Below are 16,881 nucleotides of genomic sequence, written 5' to 3'. Positions count from 1 at the left end.
CGTACGGTGTCCGGCAACCGAGCAGGGAGGACACCCCGTGGGTGAGAACAAGCGGCTGATGCTGGCCGGCGAGTGGTACATCCCCGACGACCCCGAACTCCGCGCCGACACCGAGCGCCGCGTCGAGCTGTGCGCCGCCTACAACGCGGCCACCACGCTCCCGTCCGCCGACCGGCACGAGATCCTCACGGAGCTGCTCGGCCGGGTCGGCGCATCCGTACGCATCAGGGCGCCGTTCCAGTGCGACTTCGGCTATAACATCACCATCGGCGCCGGTACGTTCGTGAACTTCGGCGCGATCTTCCTCGACACCGGCCAGATCACCGTCGGCGCCGATGTCCAGATCGGTCCGAACGTCCAACTCCTCACCCCCACCCACGAGTTGGACGCCGAGCGGCGGCGGGCGGGCTGGGAGAAGGCGCTGCCCGTGACCATCGGGGACAACGTGTGGCTGGGCGGCGGCGTGATCGTGTGCCCCGGGGTGGCAATCGGTGCGAACACGGTGGTGGGCGCGGGCGCCGTCGTCACCAAGGACCTGCCGCCGAACGTGCTCGCGGTCGGCAACCCGGCCCGGGTCGTGCGCGACCTGACCTGACCGGACCTGGGCCGGCTTGAGCCGAACTCTGCGTCAGGCAGCCGCCGGGCCGGCCCAGGCCCCCGCCTCCAGACACAGGTGCCAGCGCCGGGCTGTTCCGGTCAGGGTGACCGTCGACAGCGGGCGGACCTCGACGTTCCAGTACGCGGCGGGCGGCGCCTTCAGGGCGTAGACCAACGCTGCCCGGACGACGGCGGGTTCGGCGACCGCCAGGATCGAGCCGCCGTCGTCCGCGGTCCGCCGTGGCCAGCAGGATGCGGCGCAGGCCGTGCGGCTCCAGGTGGTCCCGCACGGCGGCCACAAGCGCGGTGCCGAGGCCCTTGCCGCGGACGGCGGGATCGACGTACACATCGCAGAGCCAGGCGAAGGTGGCGTGGTCGGTGACGACCCGCGCATAGGCCACCTGCTCGCCCGAACTCGCTTCATACACCCCGAAGTTGAGGGATCCGGCGATGGCGGCGTCCTGCTTTTCCCGGCTGCGCCCGAGCGCCCAGTACGCGTCCGTGGAGAGCCAGTGGTGGACGCGGGCGGCATCGATGCGCGCCGGGTCGCTGAAGATCGCGTACTCGCGGAAGATCGCATCACTCATGCGGGGAGCCTCGCAGGCGGCGGGCCGATTGTCAGTGGCGGATGCCACGCTGGTTGCCATGAGAGAGATACGAGGGACCGGCGCGCCGGCCGCCCGCTAATTCAGCACCTCGTCCAGGGCCGTGCGCAGCCTCCGTACCGCTTCGGTGATCTCCGCGCGGCCCGTCACGCCCGCGAAGCCGAGGCGGATGTGGCCGGCCGGGGGTTCGGCGCTGAAGTAGGGGCGGCCGGGGGCGACGGCGACACCCGCGCGCAGGGCCGCGGACTGGACGGCGCTCTCCGGGGCGCCATCGGGCAGGCGGAGCCAGAGGTGGTAGCCGCCGGAGGGGATGTGAGGCAGGGAGAGTTCGGGGAGGTGGTGCAGGACGGCGGCGGCCAGGGTTTCCCGGCGCGCGGTCAACTCGGCTGATACGGCGCGCAGATGGCGGCTCCAGGCCGGGGAGCCGACGAGTTCGAGGGCGGTCTCCTGCAGGGGGCGCGGCACGAAGAACGAGTCGACGACCTGGATGGCGCGCAGCCGTTCCAGTACGGGCCCGCGGGCGGCGAGCGCACCGACCCTGAGGCTCGGCGAGGTCGCCTTGGTGAGCGATGAGACATGGACGACGACGCCGTCGGGGTCGTCGGCTGCGAGCGGGGCGGGCAGCGGGCCCGCGTCCTGGTGGGCGAGCCGGCGGGCGAAGTCGTCCTCGACGACGAACGCGCCGAAGGAGTGGGCGATGCGGACCACTTCGCGGCCGCGGTCCGGGGAGAGGAGCGCGCCGGTCGGGTTCTGGAAGAGGGGCTGGCAGATGACGACGCGCGCGCCGGTGGCTTCGAAGGCGCGGGAGAGGAGTTCGGGGCGGATGCCGTCCGGGTCGACGGGGACCGGGACGGGGCGCAGGCCCGAGGCGCGGGCGATGGCCAGCAGACCGGGATAGGTGGGTGACTCGACGAGGACGGGTGCGCCGGGCGCGGCGAGCGCGCGCAGGGTGGTGGTCAGGGCGGTCTGGCCGCCCGCGGTGACCAGGACGTCGGCGGCGGTGACGGTGCCGCCGATCTCCCGGGCGAACCATTCGCGCAGCTCGGTGAGCCCGTCGACGGGCGGGCGGCCCCAGACGCCGGGGCGCCGGCCGGCCCGGCCGAGGGCGGCGGCCATGGCCCGCTCGGGCCGCAGACCGGGGTCGAGGTAGCCGCCGCTGAGGTCGATGACGCCGGTCGGCGGAACGTTGAGGGTGGCCAGCACGCCGGTGGCGTCGACCGCACGCGGAGCCGGGTCGGTGGCGCCGTCGGCGCTGAGCGCGACCTCCTGCCAGGAGGTGTCGCCGGTGCGGGCGGTGACCGTGCGCGGCTCGGCGCGGTAGGCGCCCGCGCCGGGCCGGGTGACGACCAGGCCCTCGGCCACGAGCTGGGCGAGCGCGCGGGAGACCGTGACCGGGGAGACCCGGTAGCGCTCGACCAGCGCCCGGCTCGACGGCAGCTTTCCACCCACGGAGTAGCGGTTCAGCTCATTACGAAGAGAGTTCGCCAGATCGACCACACTGCTACGCTCATGCATGACAGCACAGGATAGCGCTACTGCCCGGACGACGATAGCGGTCGACGCGGACGACAGGCCCGGTTCCGTCTCCGGCTCCCTCCTGCCGCGCGGGGCGATGCTCGCCGCGCTCGGCGTGGTCTCCTTCTCGCTCACCTTCCCGGGCACGGCCTGGGGCCTGGAAAGCTTCGGCCCCTGGACGCTCGTGTCGCTGCGCATCGCACTGTCCGCGCTGATCGCGGGTGCTCTGCTGCTCGGGCAGCGGGTGCCGTTCCCCGACCGGGCGCACTGGCCGGGGCTCGCGGTGGTCGCGGGCGGCTCTCTGATCGGGTTCCCGCTGCTCACCACGATCGCCCTGCAGACCTCGACGACCTCGCACGCCGCCGTGGTGATCGGGCTGCTTCCGCTGGCCACGGCGGCGCTCGGCGCGGTGCGCACCGGGCGGCGGCCCTCGCGCGCGTTCTGGGCGGCCGCGCTGGCCGGGGCCGCGGTGGTGGCCGCGTTCACCGTGCAGCAGAGCGGCGGGGCGCTGTCCGCCGGGGATGTGTACCTGTTCGCGGCGCTGCTCGTGTGCGCGGCGGCGTACGTGGAGGGCGGCCGGCTCGCCTCGGTCATGCCGGGCTGGCACGTGGTCGGCTGGGCGCTGCTGCTGTGTCTGCCGTTCGCCCTAGTGGGGGCCGCGGTGGCGCTGTCGTACGAGCCCTGGCGGCTCACCGCGCACGGGGTGGCCGGGCTGCTCTGGCTGGCCGCGGGGTCCAACTTCTTCGGGCTCTACGTCTGGTACCGGGGCCTCGCCGCGATCGGCGTGCCCAAGGCCAGCCAGCTCCAGTTGGCCCAGCCGCTGCTCACGCTGCTGTGGTCGGTGCTGCTGCTCGGTGAGCACCTGTCCCCGGCGGCCCCGCTGGCCGCGGTGGGCGTTCTGGTGTGCATCGCGGTGACCCAGCGGGCCCGGTCCTGAGCCCTGCCAACTTGCCCGTGCCGTCCTAGACTGGCCGCATGCGAGCAATGGTGGGCGACCGACTCCTCGTACACGGCAGGACAGTCGGGCAGCAGGACCGGCAGGCCGAGGTCATCGAAATTCTGGGACCCGACGGCACTCCCCCGTTCCGGGTGCGCTTCGAGGACGGGCACGAAACCCTGATGTCACCGGGCCCCGACACGGTGGTGCAGCACATCACCGAGGACGAGTAGCCGAGAACCTTCAGCGGGCCCGGCGCCGGTAGTGGTCGGCGACGACGCGGGCCATGGCCCCGATGCGGTCCTCGGTGACCTCCTTCGCGGCGAAGAAGCAGTGGCCACGCACCGAGGCGTACCGGTCGGCCAGGGTCAGATGGCGGGACAGCTCCGCCGGGTCCTGCCAGGCGGCGGGCTGCACCGGGTCGCCCGCCTTGTACAGGGCCTCGCCGATGTACAGGTCGACGCCGGTGCCCCGGGCGACCTCGTCCCACCAGGGCACCAGGACGGCGTAGTCGGCGGCGGCGAATCCGATGTTCCAGTACACCTGCGGGCAGATGTAGTCGAGCCAGCCCTCGCGCACCCATGTGCGGGTGTCGGCGTACAGGTCGTCGTAGGTCTGGACGCCGGCCGTGGTCGCCGACCCGCGCTCGTCGCTCGCCGCGTTGCGCCACACCGCGAACGGGCTGATGCCGAAGGCCAGTCGGCGGTTGATCTTCTTGATCCGGGCGGCCGTCTCGCGCACCAGGAGGTCGATGTTGTTCCGCCGCCAGGCATCCCGGTCCGGGAAACCGTCGCCGTACCGCTCGTAGGCCTCGTCGTCGTCGAAGGTCTGGTCCGCCACGGGGTAGGGGTAGAAGTAGTCGTCCCAGTGCACGCCGTCGATGTCGTAGCGGCGCACCGCGTCCAGCATGGCGTCCTCGACGAACCGGCGGACCTCGGGCAGGCCCGGGTTGTAGTAGAGCTTTCCGCCGTACGGGACGGCCCAGTCGGGGTGGACGCGTGCCGGATGCGTCGGGACGAGGCGCGAGAGGTCGGTGTGGTTGGCGATCCGGTACGGGTTGAACCAGGCGTGCAGTTCGAGGCCGCGCCGGTGCGCCTCGTGCACGGCGGTGCCCAGCGGATCCCAGCCGGGGTCCTGGCCCTGGACCCCGGTGAGCCACTCGGACCAGGGCTCGTACGGGGACGGCCAGAGCGCGTCGGCGGTCGGGCGGACCTGGAGGACCACCGCGTTCAGCCGCCGCTCGACCGCCTTGTCCAGATGGGCGAGGAGCTCGGCGCGCTGGGCGGCGGCGGTCAGGCCGGGTCTGGAGGGCCAGTCCCGGTTGGCCACGGACGCCATCCACACCCCGCGGAAGTCCCGGCCGCGGCCCCTGGCCGCCACCGTCCGCACCGCCCGTTCCAGTGTTCCGTCCCGGTCCGCGGCCACCGCGCCGCCCGCCGTGATCAGCCCGCTCAGCGCTCCGGCCGTGCCCGCCACGAAGCCCCGCCGCGTGATTCGTCCCACGTCGCACCCCTCACATTGGTCCCTCGGCCCAGGTGTACCGGAGAGCATGCCCGCCCCGGCCCCTCATGCACGCGCGCGTCCGGAGTAACGTCAGGGGCTTAAGGCGGGCGCCGGAATCACACGGGGGACCTGCCGGGGACTGCAGTAGAGCGAAAGGCACGATGTGACCGACATCGAACGCGTCGGAATTGTGGGCTGTGGCCAGATGGGCGCGGGCATCGCGGAGGTGTGCGCCCGCAGCGGCCTGGACGTCAAGGTCGCCGAGACCACCGGCGAGGCCCTGGAGATCGGCCGCACCCGGCTGCACAACTCCCTCTCGAAGGCAGCCGAGCGCGGCAAGATCACCGAGGAGGAGCGCGACGCGACGCTCGCCCGGCTCAGCTTCACCACCGACCTCGGCGAGTTCGCCGACCGCGACCTCGTGATCGAGGCCGTCGTGGAGAACGAGCAGGTCAAGACCGAGATCTTCCAGGTCCTCGACCAGGTGGTGACCCGCCCGGACGCGATCTTGGCCTCCAACACCTCCTCCATCCCGCTGGTGAAGCTCGCGGTCGCCACCTCGCGCCCCGACCAGGTCATCGGCATCCACTTCTTCAACCCGGCCCCGGTGCAGAAGCTGGTCGAGCTGATTCCCGCGCTCACCACCTCCGAGGGCACGATCAGCCGGGCCCAGGTGCTGGTCGAGAAGGTGCTCGGCAAGCACGCCATCCGTGCCCAGGACCGCTCGGGCTTCGTGGTCAACGCGCTGCTCATCCCGTATCTGCTCTCGGCGATCCGGATGTTCGAGTCGGGCATCGCGAGCCGTGAGGACATCGACAACGGCATGGAGCTCGGCTGCGCCCACCCGATGGGCCCTCTCAAGCTCTCCGACCTGATCGGCCTGGACACGGTCGCCTCGGTCGCGGACTCGATGTACGACGAGTTCAAGGAGCCGCTGTACGCCGCTCCCCCGCTGCTCCAGCGGATGGTCGACGCCGGCCGCCTCGGCCGCAAGACCGGGTCCGGTTTCTACTCGTACGCCTGAGTAAAACGGCGTACGTCTGTATACGCGGGTGTACGTCTGAAAGGCATGAGCCGGGCTCGTACCGCGCACACCGGGTGTGCGGAACGAGCCCGCATATGCCCATCGCACACGCTCCCGTCCCTGGAACACGGCGAGTTGACTCTGAGCCAACACATCAATGGCACGTCCGGAACAGGACTAAGGAGCCACGCCGTGTCCACCGACCCGGGACATTCGACCACCGTCGACGAACTGGCGGAGTTACGACTCCGCCTGGACGTCGGCATGACCCGCCTGGACGGCCAGCTCGCGCTGCTCGCCCAGCGGGGCGAGCAGACGGAGCGCGAACTGACCGACGTGGTGGGACGGGTGGCGGCCCTCGAACATCTGAGGTGGCCGCTCCCCGCCCTCACCGTGCTGACCGCCGTCGGCGCACTCTCGCTCGCCGTGTGGCAGGCCCTCGGTCACTAGACGCTGCGGCGGCTAGCCGTCGGCGAGCCGCATGTGGTGCAGGAGCAGGAGTCCGGCCGCCATGTTGGCGGCCGGGACCTCCCCCCGGGCGACCATGTCGGGCACCAGCTTGAGGGGGATCCACTCGCGGCGGGACGACTCGAAGTCGTCCTCGGGGTGGCCGATGTACTCGGCCGACTCGGACCAGAACAGATGGTGCCGGGCGTCGATCAGCCCGTTGGCGGGCTCGACGGTGAGCAGGGGTTTGAGCGGACCTGGCCGCCAGCCGGTCTCCTCCTCCATTTCGCGGGCGGCCGCGGCCTCGATGTCCTCTCCGTCCTCGACGACCCCGGCGGCCAGTTCCCAGCCCCAGCTGTCGGTGATGAAGCGGTGCCGCCACAGCAGCAGCACCTCGTTGGCGGCGTTGACGACGGTCGCGACGGCGACCGGCCGCAGCCTGATCAGGAAGTGGTCCAGGTGTCGCCCGTCGGGAAGCTCTACGTCCGCGAGGTTGACCCGAAACCAGCGATTCTCATACACAGTTTGTTCGCTCAGGTTCGTCCACTGCACGTTTCTGCCACCTTCCGACAAGTAGATGGCAATATCGCAGCAGGCTGACGGTCACAGGGGAACGCGAAGTGCCCCGTCGATCAGCTCGGCGGCTTCGTCGGCGCCGGCGCAACCGCTCTCGACCAGGTGCTCACGCACCACGCGCAGCCGGTCACGCAATCGCTGCGACTCCATCCCCCGGGCCCGCTCCGCCATTTCGACCGCGGTGGCCACGGCCCGGTCAGCGTCGCCCTGCCGCAGCTCGATCTGCGCGAGCATCGCAAGGCGGTGCACTCTGCCCCTGTCGTGGCAGGGCTCGTCGGCCGCGAGGGCGGCCTGTTCACGCGCGGCCGTCAGATCGCCGAGGCTGAGCAGGGCCTCGGCCACCTGGACATTGACCAGGCCCGGCTGGACGTAGCCGGTCTCGGCCGGCTCCTGGCCCGGCCTGATCCGCCCGGCCGCCGACTCGGCGCTCATGATCGAGGACAGCGCGCTCTGCCCGTCGCCCAGATGCGCGTACGCCTTGGCCTGCATGGCGTGCAGATCGGCCGCGAGTGCGGGGCTCAGCCGGCCGCCCGCCGCCCGCAGGGCCGCCTCCGCGAAGGCGACCGACTGGCGGTAGTCCCGCATGAACAGCGACTGGTTGACAAGGAGCGCGATGACGTAGGCGCCAAGTCCCCTGTCCCCACTGGCCTTCGCGAGCCGCAGCGCCTGGTGGAAGTAGCGCTGGGCGAGACCCTGGGCGTTGGAGTCGTACGCGCAGATTCCGGCGATGGCCACCAACCCGCCGGTGGCGCGGTGCAGTTGGCGCCCGGTGGCGTCCGTGTAGCCGCCGCGCAGTAAGGGGGCGGTCTCCGCGTTGAGGAAGCCGACGATGCGCGAGCGGGTCGCGATGCCGCCCGCCTTGCGGTACATCAGCTCGTAGTGCTCGCGCGCCGAGCGCAGCATCTCGATGTCCGACTCGCCCACCGCGGTCTGCCCGTTGCGGGACACATCGGTGTCCTCCGGCGGGTTCTCCCACTCCCATACGGGCATGACCGCCGGGGTGCCGGTGACCGCCGGGGCGTCGAGTATGTGCGTGCGCTGCTGTTCGTCCGAGCGCCACAGGGCGGTGGCCCGCTCGACGAAACCGGCGAGCGGCGAGCCGTGCGCGGGGACCGGTTCGCCCGGCACCCCGAGGCCGATGTCGTCGAGGGTGACCCGGCGGCGCAGCCGGCCCGCGAGCACCTCGCAGATCAGATCGGGCACCTGGCCGCGCGGCCGCTGGCCCTTCAACCACCGCGCCACGGCGGTGTGTTCGTATCTGAGTGCGAGGCCTCTGGCCCGGCCCGCCTGGTTCACCCGGGCGGCCAGCCCGGCGTGTGAGATCCCCGCCTCGTCCACCAGGGCGTCGAGCAGGGTATTGGGCTGCATGGGGCCCTCCGTTGGCTCGGTGAGGTCAGCGTAGACGAGCCCGGTTCACACGGGGTGTGAAGCGAGTACCCGCATTTATGCGCCGCGCTCTCTGCCCAGGAGAGTCCCCAGTCGGTTGACTCTAAATCGCCTCTCCCTGAGGCGACCGGGCCGCCGGCTCCCCCTCGAACAGTGCGGCGGCCCGCTCCCGGCGCCGTCCGCCCTGTCCGCGCTGCCCGGCACTCCCGGCAGGGTGGCGGCGCCCCACCGTCAGCGGTGAACACCCGCCGCCTCGCTGCCGGCCGGCTGGGCGGGCACCCGGACCCGGTCGTTGCGCAGCACCAGGAGGGCCACGTCGTCCGAGAGCCGTCCGCGGGTGTGGCGCAGGAGCGCGCGCTGGACCTGCTCGACGACGTCCGCCGGGGACACCGGCGAGGTGCGGGCCGCATGGGCGAGGGCCTCGCGCAGCGCGAAGAACCGTCCTGCCCCGTCCCGCGCGTCCTCGGCACCGTCGGTGTGCAGGCACAGCGCTTCGCCGGGCAGCAGCCGGGTGCAGCGCATCGGGGCCAGTTCGGCCGGGAGCGGGAAGGGCCCGAGCGGCGGCAGCGGGTCGCCGGGCGTGAGCGGCTCGGCGCCGCGGCAGAGCCGGTGGGGCCACGGGTGACCGCAGTTGAGGGCGTACACCTCGCCGCCCGGCCGGATCTCCAGGAGCAGTACGGTGACGAACTCCTCGGCGAGCGGGCTGTCCGGCTCGCCGCCACCGGTCGCGGGGTGCTCGGCGCGGCAGCGCTCGCGCAGGTGCCGGGCGAGTGCCCGGTCCAACCTCCGCAGTACGCCGACCAGTTGGGGCTCGTCGTAGGCGGCCTCGCGGAAGCTGCCGAGGACGGCGGCGACCGCGCCGATCGCGCCGAGCCCGTGGCCGCGTACGTCGCCGATCACGACACGCACCCCGTACGGGGTCGACATCGCCTCGTAGAGGTCGCCGCCGATCGACGCGCCGCGGCTCACGGAGAGCTGGCCGGCGGCGAGCGCGATGCCGTCGAGCCGCGAAGGCAAGGGCCTCAGGAGAACCCGCTGGGCGACCTCGGCGATGTGCCGGATCCGCCGCAACTCCCGTTCCGCCGTGGCCCGTACGCCGTTGGCCAGCCACACGACGGCGATCAGGAAGGCGAGGCACGTCGCGATCCGCAGGCCCATGCGGTCGGAGCGGGCCAGCGGGCAGGCCAGCTGCCAGGCGATGACCAGGAGGAGCCAGCAGGACGGCAGGACGAGGGCGACGCCGAGCGCCCGGCGGGAGCGGAGTGCGGCCGCGCAGGCCGAGGTCCATCCCGGTGTACGGATCATGCCGTCGGCCCCCCTGGCCTTTGCGCGCTGCATTGCACCGGCCCGCAAGGGTCGGAAAGCCGCACCGGCCTGCACGGCCGGATTGATTCTGTCGATCGCCCGCACCCTTTTACGAAGACCGACCGGACTTCCACCCGAACGAGTGAGGCGGCAACGGCTCGTTCCTGGACGACGAGAGGGGCGCACCGGGAATCCCGGTGCGCCCCTCTCGGTGCGTGCTCGTGCGGGCTAGGCGCCGCGCAGCACCGCGCCCGTGGCCTCGGCCGCGCGGGCCACCGCCGCGTCGCGGGCGGCCGTGGCCTCCTCGACGGTCAGGGTGCGGTCGGCCGCGCGGAACCGCAGCGCGTAGGCCAGCGACTTCTTGCCCTCGCCGACCTGCTCGCCGCTGTAGACGTCGAACAGCCGGATGGACTCGAGGAGTTCACCGGCGCCGGCGCTCAGCGCGTTCTCCACGGCGGCGGCCGGGACCTGGGCGTCGACGACGAGCGCCACGTCCTGGGTGGCCACCGGGAAGGTGGAGATGCTCGGCGCCTGCACGGTGCCTTCCGAGGCCCGCTCGATGACGTCGAGGTCGAGCTCCATCGCGCAGCTGCGGGCGGGCAGCCCGAACGCCTTGACGACGCGCGGGTGCAGCTCACCGGCGTACCCGGCGAGGGTCTTCACGCCCTCGACGAACACGTACAGTTCGGCGCAGCGGCCCGGGTGCCAGGGGCCGTACTGGCCCTGCTCCACCGCGAGTTCGAGCCCCGCCTCGCGGGCCACGGTCCGGGCGGCCTCGATCGCGTCGGCCCAGTCGGCCGGGCGGCCCTTGCCCCACCAGCCGGCCTGCTCGCGCGCACCGGCGATGACGGCGCCCACATGGCGCGGCTGCACGGGCAGCACGGCGTTGAGGGCGGCGATCTCGTCGTCGGTGGGACGGCGGTCGACGGGCAGCCGGGCCGCGACGCCCGGGGTCGCCGACGGGTGGAAGACCAGGCCCGTCTCGAACAGCGCCAGGTCGTGGCTGCCACGGCCGTCGTTGCGGCGCAGCGTGGCGAGGAGGCCCGGAAGCAGCGTGGTGCGCAGCGCCGGCTCCTCGTCGCTGAGCGGGTTGACCAGCTTCACGACGCTGCGGTTCGCGTCCCCGGCGTCCAGACCCAGCTGGTCGAAGACCGACTCGGCGACGAACGGGTAGCTCGGCGCCTCGGTGAACCCGGCCCCGGCGAGCGCGCGGCCGACCCTGCGGTGCAGGCGCTGACGCTCCGTCAGACCGCGCCCGGCGGGCGGCTTGGGCAGCGTGGAGGGCAGGTTGGCGTAGCCCTCCAGGCGGATGACCTCTTCGGCCAGGTCGTTCGGCTCGGTGAGGTCGGGGCGCCAGGACGGCACGGTCACGACGAGCTCGTCCTGCCCGTACGCGTCGCAGCCGACCTCCTGGAGGCGGCGTACGACGGTCTCGCGGCCGTACTCGATGCCCGCGACGCGGTCCGGGTGGTCCGCGCGCATGGAGATGGTGCGGGGCGCGGACGGCGAGACGATCTCGGTGACGCCGGCCTCGGCCGTGCCGCCCGCGAGCAGCACGAGCAGGTCGACGGTCCGCTGGGCGGCGGCCGCCGCGGCCTGCGGGTCGACGCCGCGCTCGAAGCGCTTGGACGCCTCGGAGGACAGCTTGTGGCGGCGCGCGGTGCGGGCGATGGCGACCGCGTCGAAGTGCGCGGCCTCGATGACGACCTCGGTGGTGCCCTTGACCTCGCCGGTCTCGGGGTCCGTGACGGAGTCGGCGATCTCGGTGTTGGCTCCGCCCATCACCCCGGCGAGGCCGATGGGGCCCCGGTTGTCGGTGATCACGAGGTCGGCGGCGTCCAGCTTGCGCCTGGTGCCGTCGAGGGTGGTGAGGAGCTCGCCCGGCTCGGCGCGGCGCACGCCGACGGGGCCGTCGACCAGGGAGCGGTCGTAGGCGTGCAGCGGCTGGCCGAGCTCGATCATCACGTAGTTGGTGATGTCGACGGCGAGCGAGATCGGGCGCATCCCGGCCTTCTGCAGGCGGCGCTGCAGCCAGATCGGGGAGCGGGCCTCGGGGTCGAGGCCGGTCACGGTGCGCGCGGTGAAGCGGTCGCAGCCGATCGGGTCGGCGACCTTCACCGGGTAGCCGTACGAGTTGGGCGCGGGCACGTCGAGGAGCGCCGGGTCGCGCAGCGGCAGGCCGTAGGCGATGGCGGTCTCGCGGGCGACGCCGCGCATCGACAGGCAGTCGCCGCGGTTGGCGGTGACCGCGATGTCGAGGACCTCGTCGACGAGTTCGAGCAGCGCGATGGCGTCGGTGCCGACCTCGTGCTCCGGCGGCAGCACGATGATGCCGCCGGTGGTGTCCGGGCCCATGCCGAGCTCGTCACTGGAGCAGATCATGCCGTGCGAGGTCCTGCCGTACGTCTTGCGCGCGGCGATCGCGAAGTCGCCGGGCAGCACGGCGCCGGGCAGCACCACGACGACCTTGTCGCCGACCGCGAAGTTGCGGGCGCCGCAGACGATCTCCTGGGGCTCACCGGTGCCGTTGGCCTGGCCGACGTCGACGGTGCAGAAGCGGATGGGCTTCTTGAAGCCCTCCAGCTCCTCGATGGTGAGGACCTTGCCGACGACGAGCGGGCCCTTGAGCCCTGCGCCGAGCTGCTCGACGGTCTCGACCTCAAGGCCGCCGTCGACGAGCTTGGCCTGCACATCGCGGCCGGTCTCGGTGGCGGGGAGGTCGACGTACTCCCGCAGCCAGGAAAGCGGGACCCGCATCAGATCTCCATCCCGAACGGCCGGGTGAACCGGACGTCACCCTCGACCATGTCTCGCATGTCTTCGACGTTGTGGCGGAACATCAGCATTCGTTCGATGCCGAAGCCGAAGGCGAATCCGCTGTACTTCTCGGGGTCCACACCGCAGGCGGCGAGCACCTTCGGGTTGACCATGCCGCAGCCGCCGAGCTCGATCCAGCCCTCGCTGGAGCAGGTGCGGCAGGGCCGGTCCGGGTTGCCGACGGACTCGCCGCGGCAGACGTAGCAGACCATGTCCATCTCGGCGGACGGCTCGGTGAAGGGGAAGAAGTTCGGCCGAAGGCGCGTCTTCATGTCCTCGCCGAACAGTGCCTTGACCATGTGGTCGAGGGTGCCCTTGAGGTCGGCCATGGTGAGGCCCTCGTCCACGGCGAGCAGCTCGACCTGGTGGAAGACCGGGCTGTGCGTGGCGTCCAGCTCGTCGGTGCGGTACACCCGGCCGGGGCAGATCACGTACACCGGAGGCTCGCGGTCGAGCATCGAGCGGATCTGCACGGGCGAGGTGTGGGTGCGCAGCACGACACCGGAGTTGGCGGATCCGTCCGGGCCCTGCACGAAGAACGTGTCGTGCTCGGTGCGGGCCGGGTGGTCCGGGCCGATGTTGAGCGCGTCGAAGGTGAACCACTCGGCCTCGGCCTGCGGGCCCTCGGCGACCTCGTAGCCCATGGCCACGAAGACGTCCTCGATGCGCTCGGAGAGCGTCGTCAGCGGGTGGCGGGCGCCGGCCGGTACGCGGTCGTGGGGCAGCGTGACGTCCACGGCCTCCTCGACCAGGACCCGGGCGTCCCGCTCGTCCTCCAGCTCGGCCTGGCGCGCGGCCAGGGCCTTGTTCACGGCGCCGCGGGCCATGCCCACGAGCTTGCCGGCCGCGGCCTTGGCCTGCGGCGGCAGCGCGCCGATCTCGCGGTTGGCGAGCGAGAGGGGCGAGGTACCACCGGTGTGCGCGGTCTTCGCCTGGGCGAGCGCGTCGAGGTCGCCGGCGGCCGCGAAGGCGGCGAGCGCCTCGTCCCGCATGCGCTCGATCTCTTCCGGTTTCAGTGCCTCGACCTCAACAGGGTCGTACGACTTATTGGGTGCCGACATCTCTTCCCGTGCTTCCGATTGGCCCCCAGCTAACGCTGGGAGGTGCCCCCAGGCCGGGGGTCCCCGCGACCGCGACAGCGATACCGCGATAGCGCGCGGACACAAACGCGCCAAAGGTCGAGTCTAACGGGGTGGTGGAATGCGGTTGCGCCCGTGGGCGGCTCGGGGGCGGTCTACTGGAGATACGCCGGAGCCGCGACGGGCAGGATAAATCGGAACTGAGCGCCGCCGCCGGGGCCGCGGCCCACCGTGATGGTGCCGCCGTGCGCCTCGACGATGCCCTTGACGATGTACAGGCCGAGCCCGGTCCCGCCACGCTTGCTCCCCCGCCAGAAGCGGGTGAAGACACGGCCCATCGACTCCTCGGGGATGCCGGGGCCTTCGTCGCTCACGGTGACGGCCGTTCCCTTCTCGTCGTGCTCGTCGATACGGACGGGCGCTGGTGCCACCTCAATGGTGACGGTTCCCTCGCCGTGGCGCACCGCGTTTTCCAGCAGATTGCCGAGCACCTGGTCGATCTTGTCCGGATCCGCCCACAGATCGGGCAGCGGCCGCTGGATGCGGACCAGGAAGCGGTCCGGGGACTGTCCGGAGGCGACATGGGCCTGGAGGTGGCGGCCGACGGCGGCCGGGATGTCGACCGGCTGGCGGCGCACCTCCAGGCGGCCCGAGTCGATGCGCGAGATGTCGAGGAGTTCGGCGATGAGCCGGGTGACGCGGTTGGCGTCGGCGTCGACGGTCTCCAGCATGAGCCGCTTCTGGTCGTCCGTGAACCGCTCCCACTTGGCGAGCAGCGTCGCGGTGAAGCCCTTCACGGAGGTCAGCGGCGAGCGCAGCTCGTGGGCGACGGTGGCGATCAGCTCGGCGTGCGAGCGTTCGGTGCGCCGCCGGGCCTCGGTGGAGCGCAGGCTGACCACGACCCGGCGCACGGGCCCGGTCGGGTGCTCGCGCACGTAGCGTGCGGAGACCAGCACTTCGCGGCCGCCGGGCAGCAGCAGATTGCGTTCGGGCTGGCCGACCCGGATGGCGAGGCCGCCGTACGGATCGGTGAGCTGCCACCAGCGGCGGCCCTTGAGGTCCTCCAGGGGCAGCGCGTGCTCCAGCGGGAAGCCGAGCGCCTCGTGCTTCGCGACCGCCGTGATCCTGACGGCGGCGGCGTTGAAGCAGATCACCTGCCCCTTGTCGTCGGCGACGACGATGCCGTCGGGCAGGTCGTCGGGGTCGAAGCCGAGGACGTCAGGACGGCCGGACGGGCACAGCGCGGTGCTGTTGCCGATGCTGCTCATGCCGACAGCCATCCCCCTATCCCACCTCTCCGAAGCGCTGAGTGGGCCCCCGAGCCCGCAACACTACTAGTACGAGGTGACGGAGCGGCACCCTCCGGCAGCACGCTGCGCACGAGCGGAGGCGTAGAGGCACACGGCGGCGGCGGTGGCGAGGTTGAGGCTTTCGGCCTTGCCGTGGATGGGCACGCGCACCACGGCGTCCGCGAGTGCGCGGGTCTCCTCGGGCAGGCCCCAGGCCTCGTTGCCGAAGATCCACGCGGTGGGCCCGCCCATGGTCCCGGCGTCGAGCTCCGCGTCGAGGTCTTCCTCGCCGGCGCCGTCGGCCGCGAGGATGCGTACGCCCGCGTCAAGCAGGCCCTGGACGGCCTGCTCGACGGGGACACCCACGGCGACCGGCAGGTGGAAGAGCGAACCGACCGACGCGCGCACGGACTTGGGGTTGTAGAGGTCGACGGAGGCGTCGGTGAGGACGACCGCGTCGGCGCCGGCCGCGTCGGCGCAGCGCAGTACGGTGCCGGCGTTCCCGGGGTCGCGGACGTGCGCGAGCACGGCGACCAGCTTCGGCTCGGCCTTGAGGATCTCCTCGAACGGGGAGTCCAGGAACCGGCAGACGCCGACCAGGCCCTGCGGGGTGACGGTCTGGGAGACCTCGGCGAGCACCTCGTCGTCGGCGTAGTGCACGCGGGCGCCCGCGTGCAGGGCGGCGGCCACGATGTCGGCGTACCGCTCGGCGGCCTCGACGGTGGTGAACAGCTCGACGAGGGTGGGCTCGCCGTCGCTGCGGTGCTCGACGGCCTCGCGCACGGCCTGCGGCCCCTCGGCGATGAACCGGCGTTCCTTGCCCCGGAAGTTGCGCCGGGCGAGCCGCCGGGCGGCGGCGACACGGGGGGAGCGCGGGGAGATCAGCTCGGGGGTGGGCATGTACTCGCGGTCTCTCTACGAGGGGGCGGGGGCAGCCCCGCCAGGGGTCTCCGGAACGCACGGACCCGCAGGCCATCGGCCTGCGGGTCCGGTCCGGCTCAACAAGCCGTCAGGCGCTTACGCGGCCTTCGGGGCGTTGACGTCGCTCGGGAGGGCCTTCTGGGCCACCTCGACGAGCGCGGCGAACGCGTTGGCGTCGTTGACCGCGAGCTCGGCCAGGATCTTGCGGTCCACCTCGATGTTGGCGGCCTTCAGACCCTGGATGAGGCGGTTGTACGTCATGCCGTTCTGGCGGGCAGCGGCGTTGATGCGCTGGATCCACAGCTGACGGAAGTCGCCCTTGCGCTTCTTGCGGTCGTTGTAGTTGTAGACCAGCGAGTGGGTGACCTGCTCCTTGGCCTTGCGGTACAGGCGCGAACGCTGACCGCGGTAGCCGGAGGCCGCCTCGAGGATTGCCCGGCGCTTCTTGTGGGCGTTTACTGCCCGCTTGACGCGTGCCACTTGTTAACTCCTTGTAGCGGGGCCGTGGTTGGACTCACACGACCCGAAATCGAATAGGTCCCGGTCTCGACGTTCCGCCTCCGGAGACCGGAGGCGGAGGAACGTCACTTGCCGAGAAGCTTCTTGACCTTCTTGGCGTCGGCCGGAGCCAGGACGACCGTGCCCGTCAGCGAGCGGGTCTTCTTGGACGACTTGTGCTCGAGCAGGTGGCGCTTGCCGGCGCGCTCACGGAGCACCTTGCCGGAGCCGGTGATCTTGAAGCGCTTGCTGGCACCGCTGTGCGACTTGTTCTTCGGCATAGCGCCGTTATCTCCTCGTCAGTGGCGCTCCCAGCCGGTCCGGGGACCGGCGCTCGGGAGCGTCATATGTATCGGTTGATATCCGGAACGGGCTGTCCCGG

Annotated in this window: 16 protein-coding genes and 2 pseudogenes; 5 read left to right on the top strand and 13 right to left on the bottom strand. The window is 72.0% G+C overall.

Annotated elements, in window-relative coordinates:
* Window positions 1-37 precede the first annotated feature (37 nt).
* Entirely contained in the window at window positions 38-595 is a 558-nt protein-coding gene (locus tag ACSHXC_RS31365) for a sugar O-acetyltransferase (protein WP_438294769.1), read from the top strand.
* 33 nt (window positions 596-628) lie between these two features.
* Here the strand turns inward: ACSHXC_RS31365 and ACSHXC_RS31360 are convergent.
* The 3 genes and pseudogenes from ACSHXC_RS31360 to ACSHXC_RS31350 all read right to left on the bottom strand — a co-directional run.
* A pseudogene (locus ACSHXC_RS31360) lies at window positions 629-835 on the bottom strand (histidine phosphatase family protein); the annotation flags it as partial.
* A pseudogene (locus tag ACSHXC_RS31355) lies at window positions 831-1,184 on the bottom strand (GNAT family N-acetyltransferase); the annotation flags it as partial. The pseudogenes ACSHXC_RS31360 and ACSHXC_RS31355, both read right to left, overlap by 5 nt.
* A 96-nt stretch (window positions 1,185-1,280) precedes the next feature.
* Window positions 1,281-2,717 (bottom strand): PLP-dependent aminotransferase family protein, encoded by a 1,437-nt coding sequence (locus ACSHXC_RS31350; protein WP_438294768.1) that lies wholly within the window; start codon window positions 2,715-2,717, stop codon window positions 1,281-1,283.
* Here ACSHXC_RS31350 and ACSHXC_RS31345 point away from each other — a divergent pair.
* A complete protein-coding gene (locus tag ACSHXC_RS31345) occupies window positions 2,716-3,654 on the top strand; it encodes a DMT family transporter (RefSeq protein ID WP_438294767.1) in 939 nt (312 codons plus the stop codon). The two genes, ACSHXC_RS31350 and ACSHXC_RS31345, sit on opposite strands and share 2 nt — an antisense overlap.
* 38 nt (window positions 3,655-3,692) lie before the next feature.
* On the top strand, window positions 3,693-3,887 hold the full coding sequence (locus ACSHXC_RS31340; protein WP_438294766.1) for a DUF1918 domain-containing protein: 195 nt from the start codon (window positions 3,693-3,695) through the stop codon (window positions 3,885-3,887).
* Window positions 3,888-3,897: 10 nt separating this feature from the next.
* Here the strand turns inward: ACSHXC_RS31340 and ACSHXC_RS31335 are convergent, their stop codons facing one another.
* On the bottom strand, window positions 3,898-5,157 hold the full coding sequence (locus tag ACSHXC_RS31335; RefSeq protein WP_438294765.1) for a glycoside hydrolase family 10 protein: 1,260 nt from the start codon (window positions 5,155-5,157) through the stop codon (window positions 3,898-3,900).
* 163 nt (window positions 5,158-5,320) lie between these two features.
* Between ACSHXC_RS31335 and ACSHXC_RS31330 the strand changes: the two genes are divergently transcribed.
* Together ACSHXC_RS31330 and ACSHXC_RS31325 are read left to right on the top strand one after the other, a co-directional pair.
* The gene (locus ACSHXC_RS31330) at window positions 5,321-6,181 is read left to right on the top strand and encodes a 3-hydroxybutyryl-CoA dehydrogenase (protein WP_438294764.1); all 861 of its coding nucleotides are present in this window, start codon (window positions 5,321-5,323) and stop codon (window positions 6,179-6,181) included.
* A 192-nt stretch (window positions 6,182-6,373) separates the two neighbouring features.
* On the top strand, window positions 6,374-6,631 hold the full coding sequence (locus ACSHXC_RS31325) for a hypothetical protein (protein ID WP_438294763.1): 258 nt from the start codon (window positions 6,374-6,376) through the stop codon (window positions 6,629-6,631).
* Between the two features lie 12 nt (window positions 6,632-6,643).
* Here ACSHXC_RS31325 and ACSHXC_RS31320 read toward each other — a convergent pair whose 3' ends face one another.
* The 9 genes from ACSHXC_RS31320 to rpmI form a co-directional block, all read right to left on the bottom strand.
* Window positions 6,644-7,180 (bottom strand): NUDIX domain-containing protein, encoded by a 537-nt coding sequence (locus ACSHXC_RS31320; protein ID WP_189962128.1) that lies wholly within the window; start codon window positions 7,178-7,180, stop codon window positions 6,644-6,646.
* Between the two features lie 51 nt (window positions 7,181-7,231).
* On the bottom strand, window positions 7,232-8,572 hold the full coding sequence (locus ACSHXC_RS31315) for a transcriptional regulator (protein ID WP_438294762.1): 1,341 nt from the start codon (window positions 8,570-8,572) through the stop codon (window positions 7,232-7,234).
* A 249-nt stretch (window positions 8,573-8,821) separates the two neighbouring features.
* Window positions 8,822-9,895 (bottom strand): PP2C family protein-serine/threonine phosphatase, encoded by a 1,074-nt coding sequence (locus ACSHXC_RS31310; RefSeq protein ID WP_438294761.1) that lies wholly within the window; start codon window positions 9,893-9,895, stop codon window positions 8,822-8,824.
* Between the two features lie 228 nt (window positions 9,896-10,123).
* Complete coding sequence (gene pheT, locus ACSHXC_RS31305; RefSeq protein ID WP_438294760.1) at window positions 10,124-12,652, bottom strand: phenylalanine--tRNA ligase subunit beta; 2,529 nt, start codon at window positions 12,650-12,652, stop codon at window positions 10,124-10,126.
* The gene (pheS, locus tag ACSHXC_RS31300; RefSeq protein WP_344375926.1) at window positions 12,652-13,773 is read right to left on the bottom strand and encodes a phenylalanine--tRNA ligase subunit alpha; all 1,122 of its coding nucleotides are present in this window, start codon (window positions 13,771-13,773) and stop codon (window positions 12,652-12,654) included. The genes pheT and pheS overlap by 1 nt, the downstream gene beginning before the upstream one ends.
* A gap of 173 nt (window positions 13,774-13,946) precedes the next feature.
* Window positions 13,947-15,059, bottom strand: a complete 1,113-nt coding sequence (locus tag ACSHXC_RS31295) for a sensor histidine kinase (protein ID WP_053723664.1) — start codon at window positions 15,057-15,059, stop codon at window positions 13,947-13,949.
* A gap of 66 nt (window positions 15,060-15,125) precedes the next feature.
* Window positions 15,126-15,980, bottom strand: coding sequence for a TrmH family RNA methyltransferase (locus ACSHXC_RS31290; protein ID WP_438294759.1), 855 nt, complete (start codon window positions 15,978-15,980; stop codon window positions 15,126-15,128).
* A gap of 117 nt (window positions 15,981-16,097) precedes the next feature.
* Window positions 16,098-16,481 (bottom strand): 50S ribosomal protein L20, encoded by a 384-nt coding sequence (gene rplT / locus ACSHXC_RS31285; RefSeq protein ID WP_003970214.1) that lies wholly within the window; start codon window positions 16,479-16,481, stop codon window positions 16,098-16,100.
* A 104-nt stretch (window positions 16,482-16,585) separates the two neighbouring features.
* On the bottom strand, window positions 16,586-16,780 hold the full coding sequence (gene rpmI / locus ACSHXC_RS31280) for a 50S ribosomal protein L35 (protein WP_053723558.1): 195 nt from the start codon (window positions 16,778-16,780) through the stop codon (window positions 16,586-16,588).
* Between the last annotated feature and the right edge of the window lie 101 nt (window positions 16,781-16,881).

Source organism: Streptomyces sp. HUAS TT7 (assembly GCF_051550175.1).
Classification (GTDB): Bacteria; Actinomycetota; Actinomycetes; order Streptomycetales; family Streptomycetaceae; genus Streptomyces.
The sequence above is the reverse complement of the archived record's forward strand: the minus strand, read 5'-3'. Positions and strand labels throughout refer to the sequence as shown.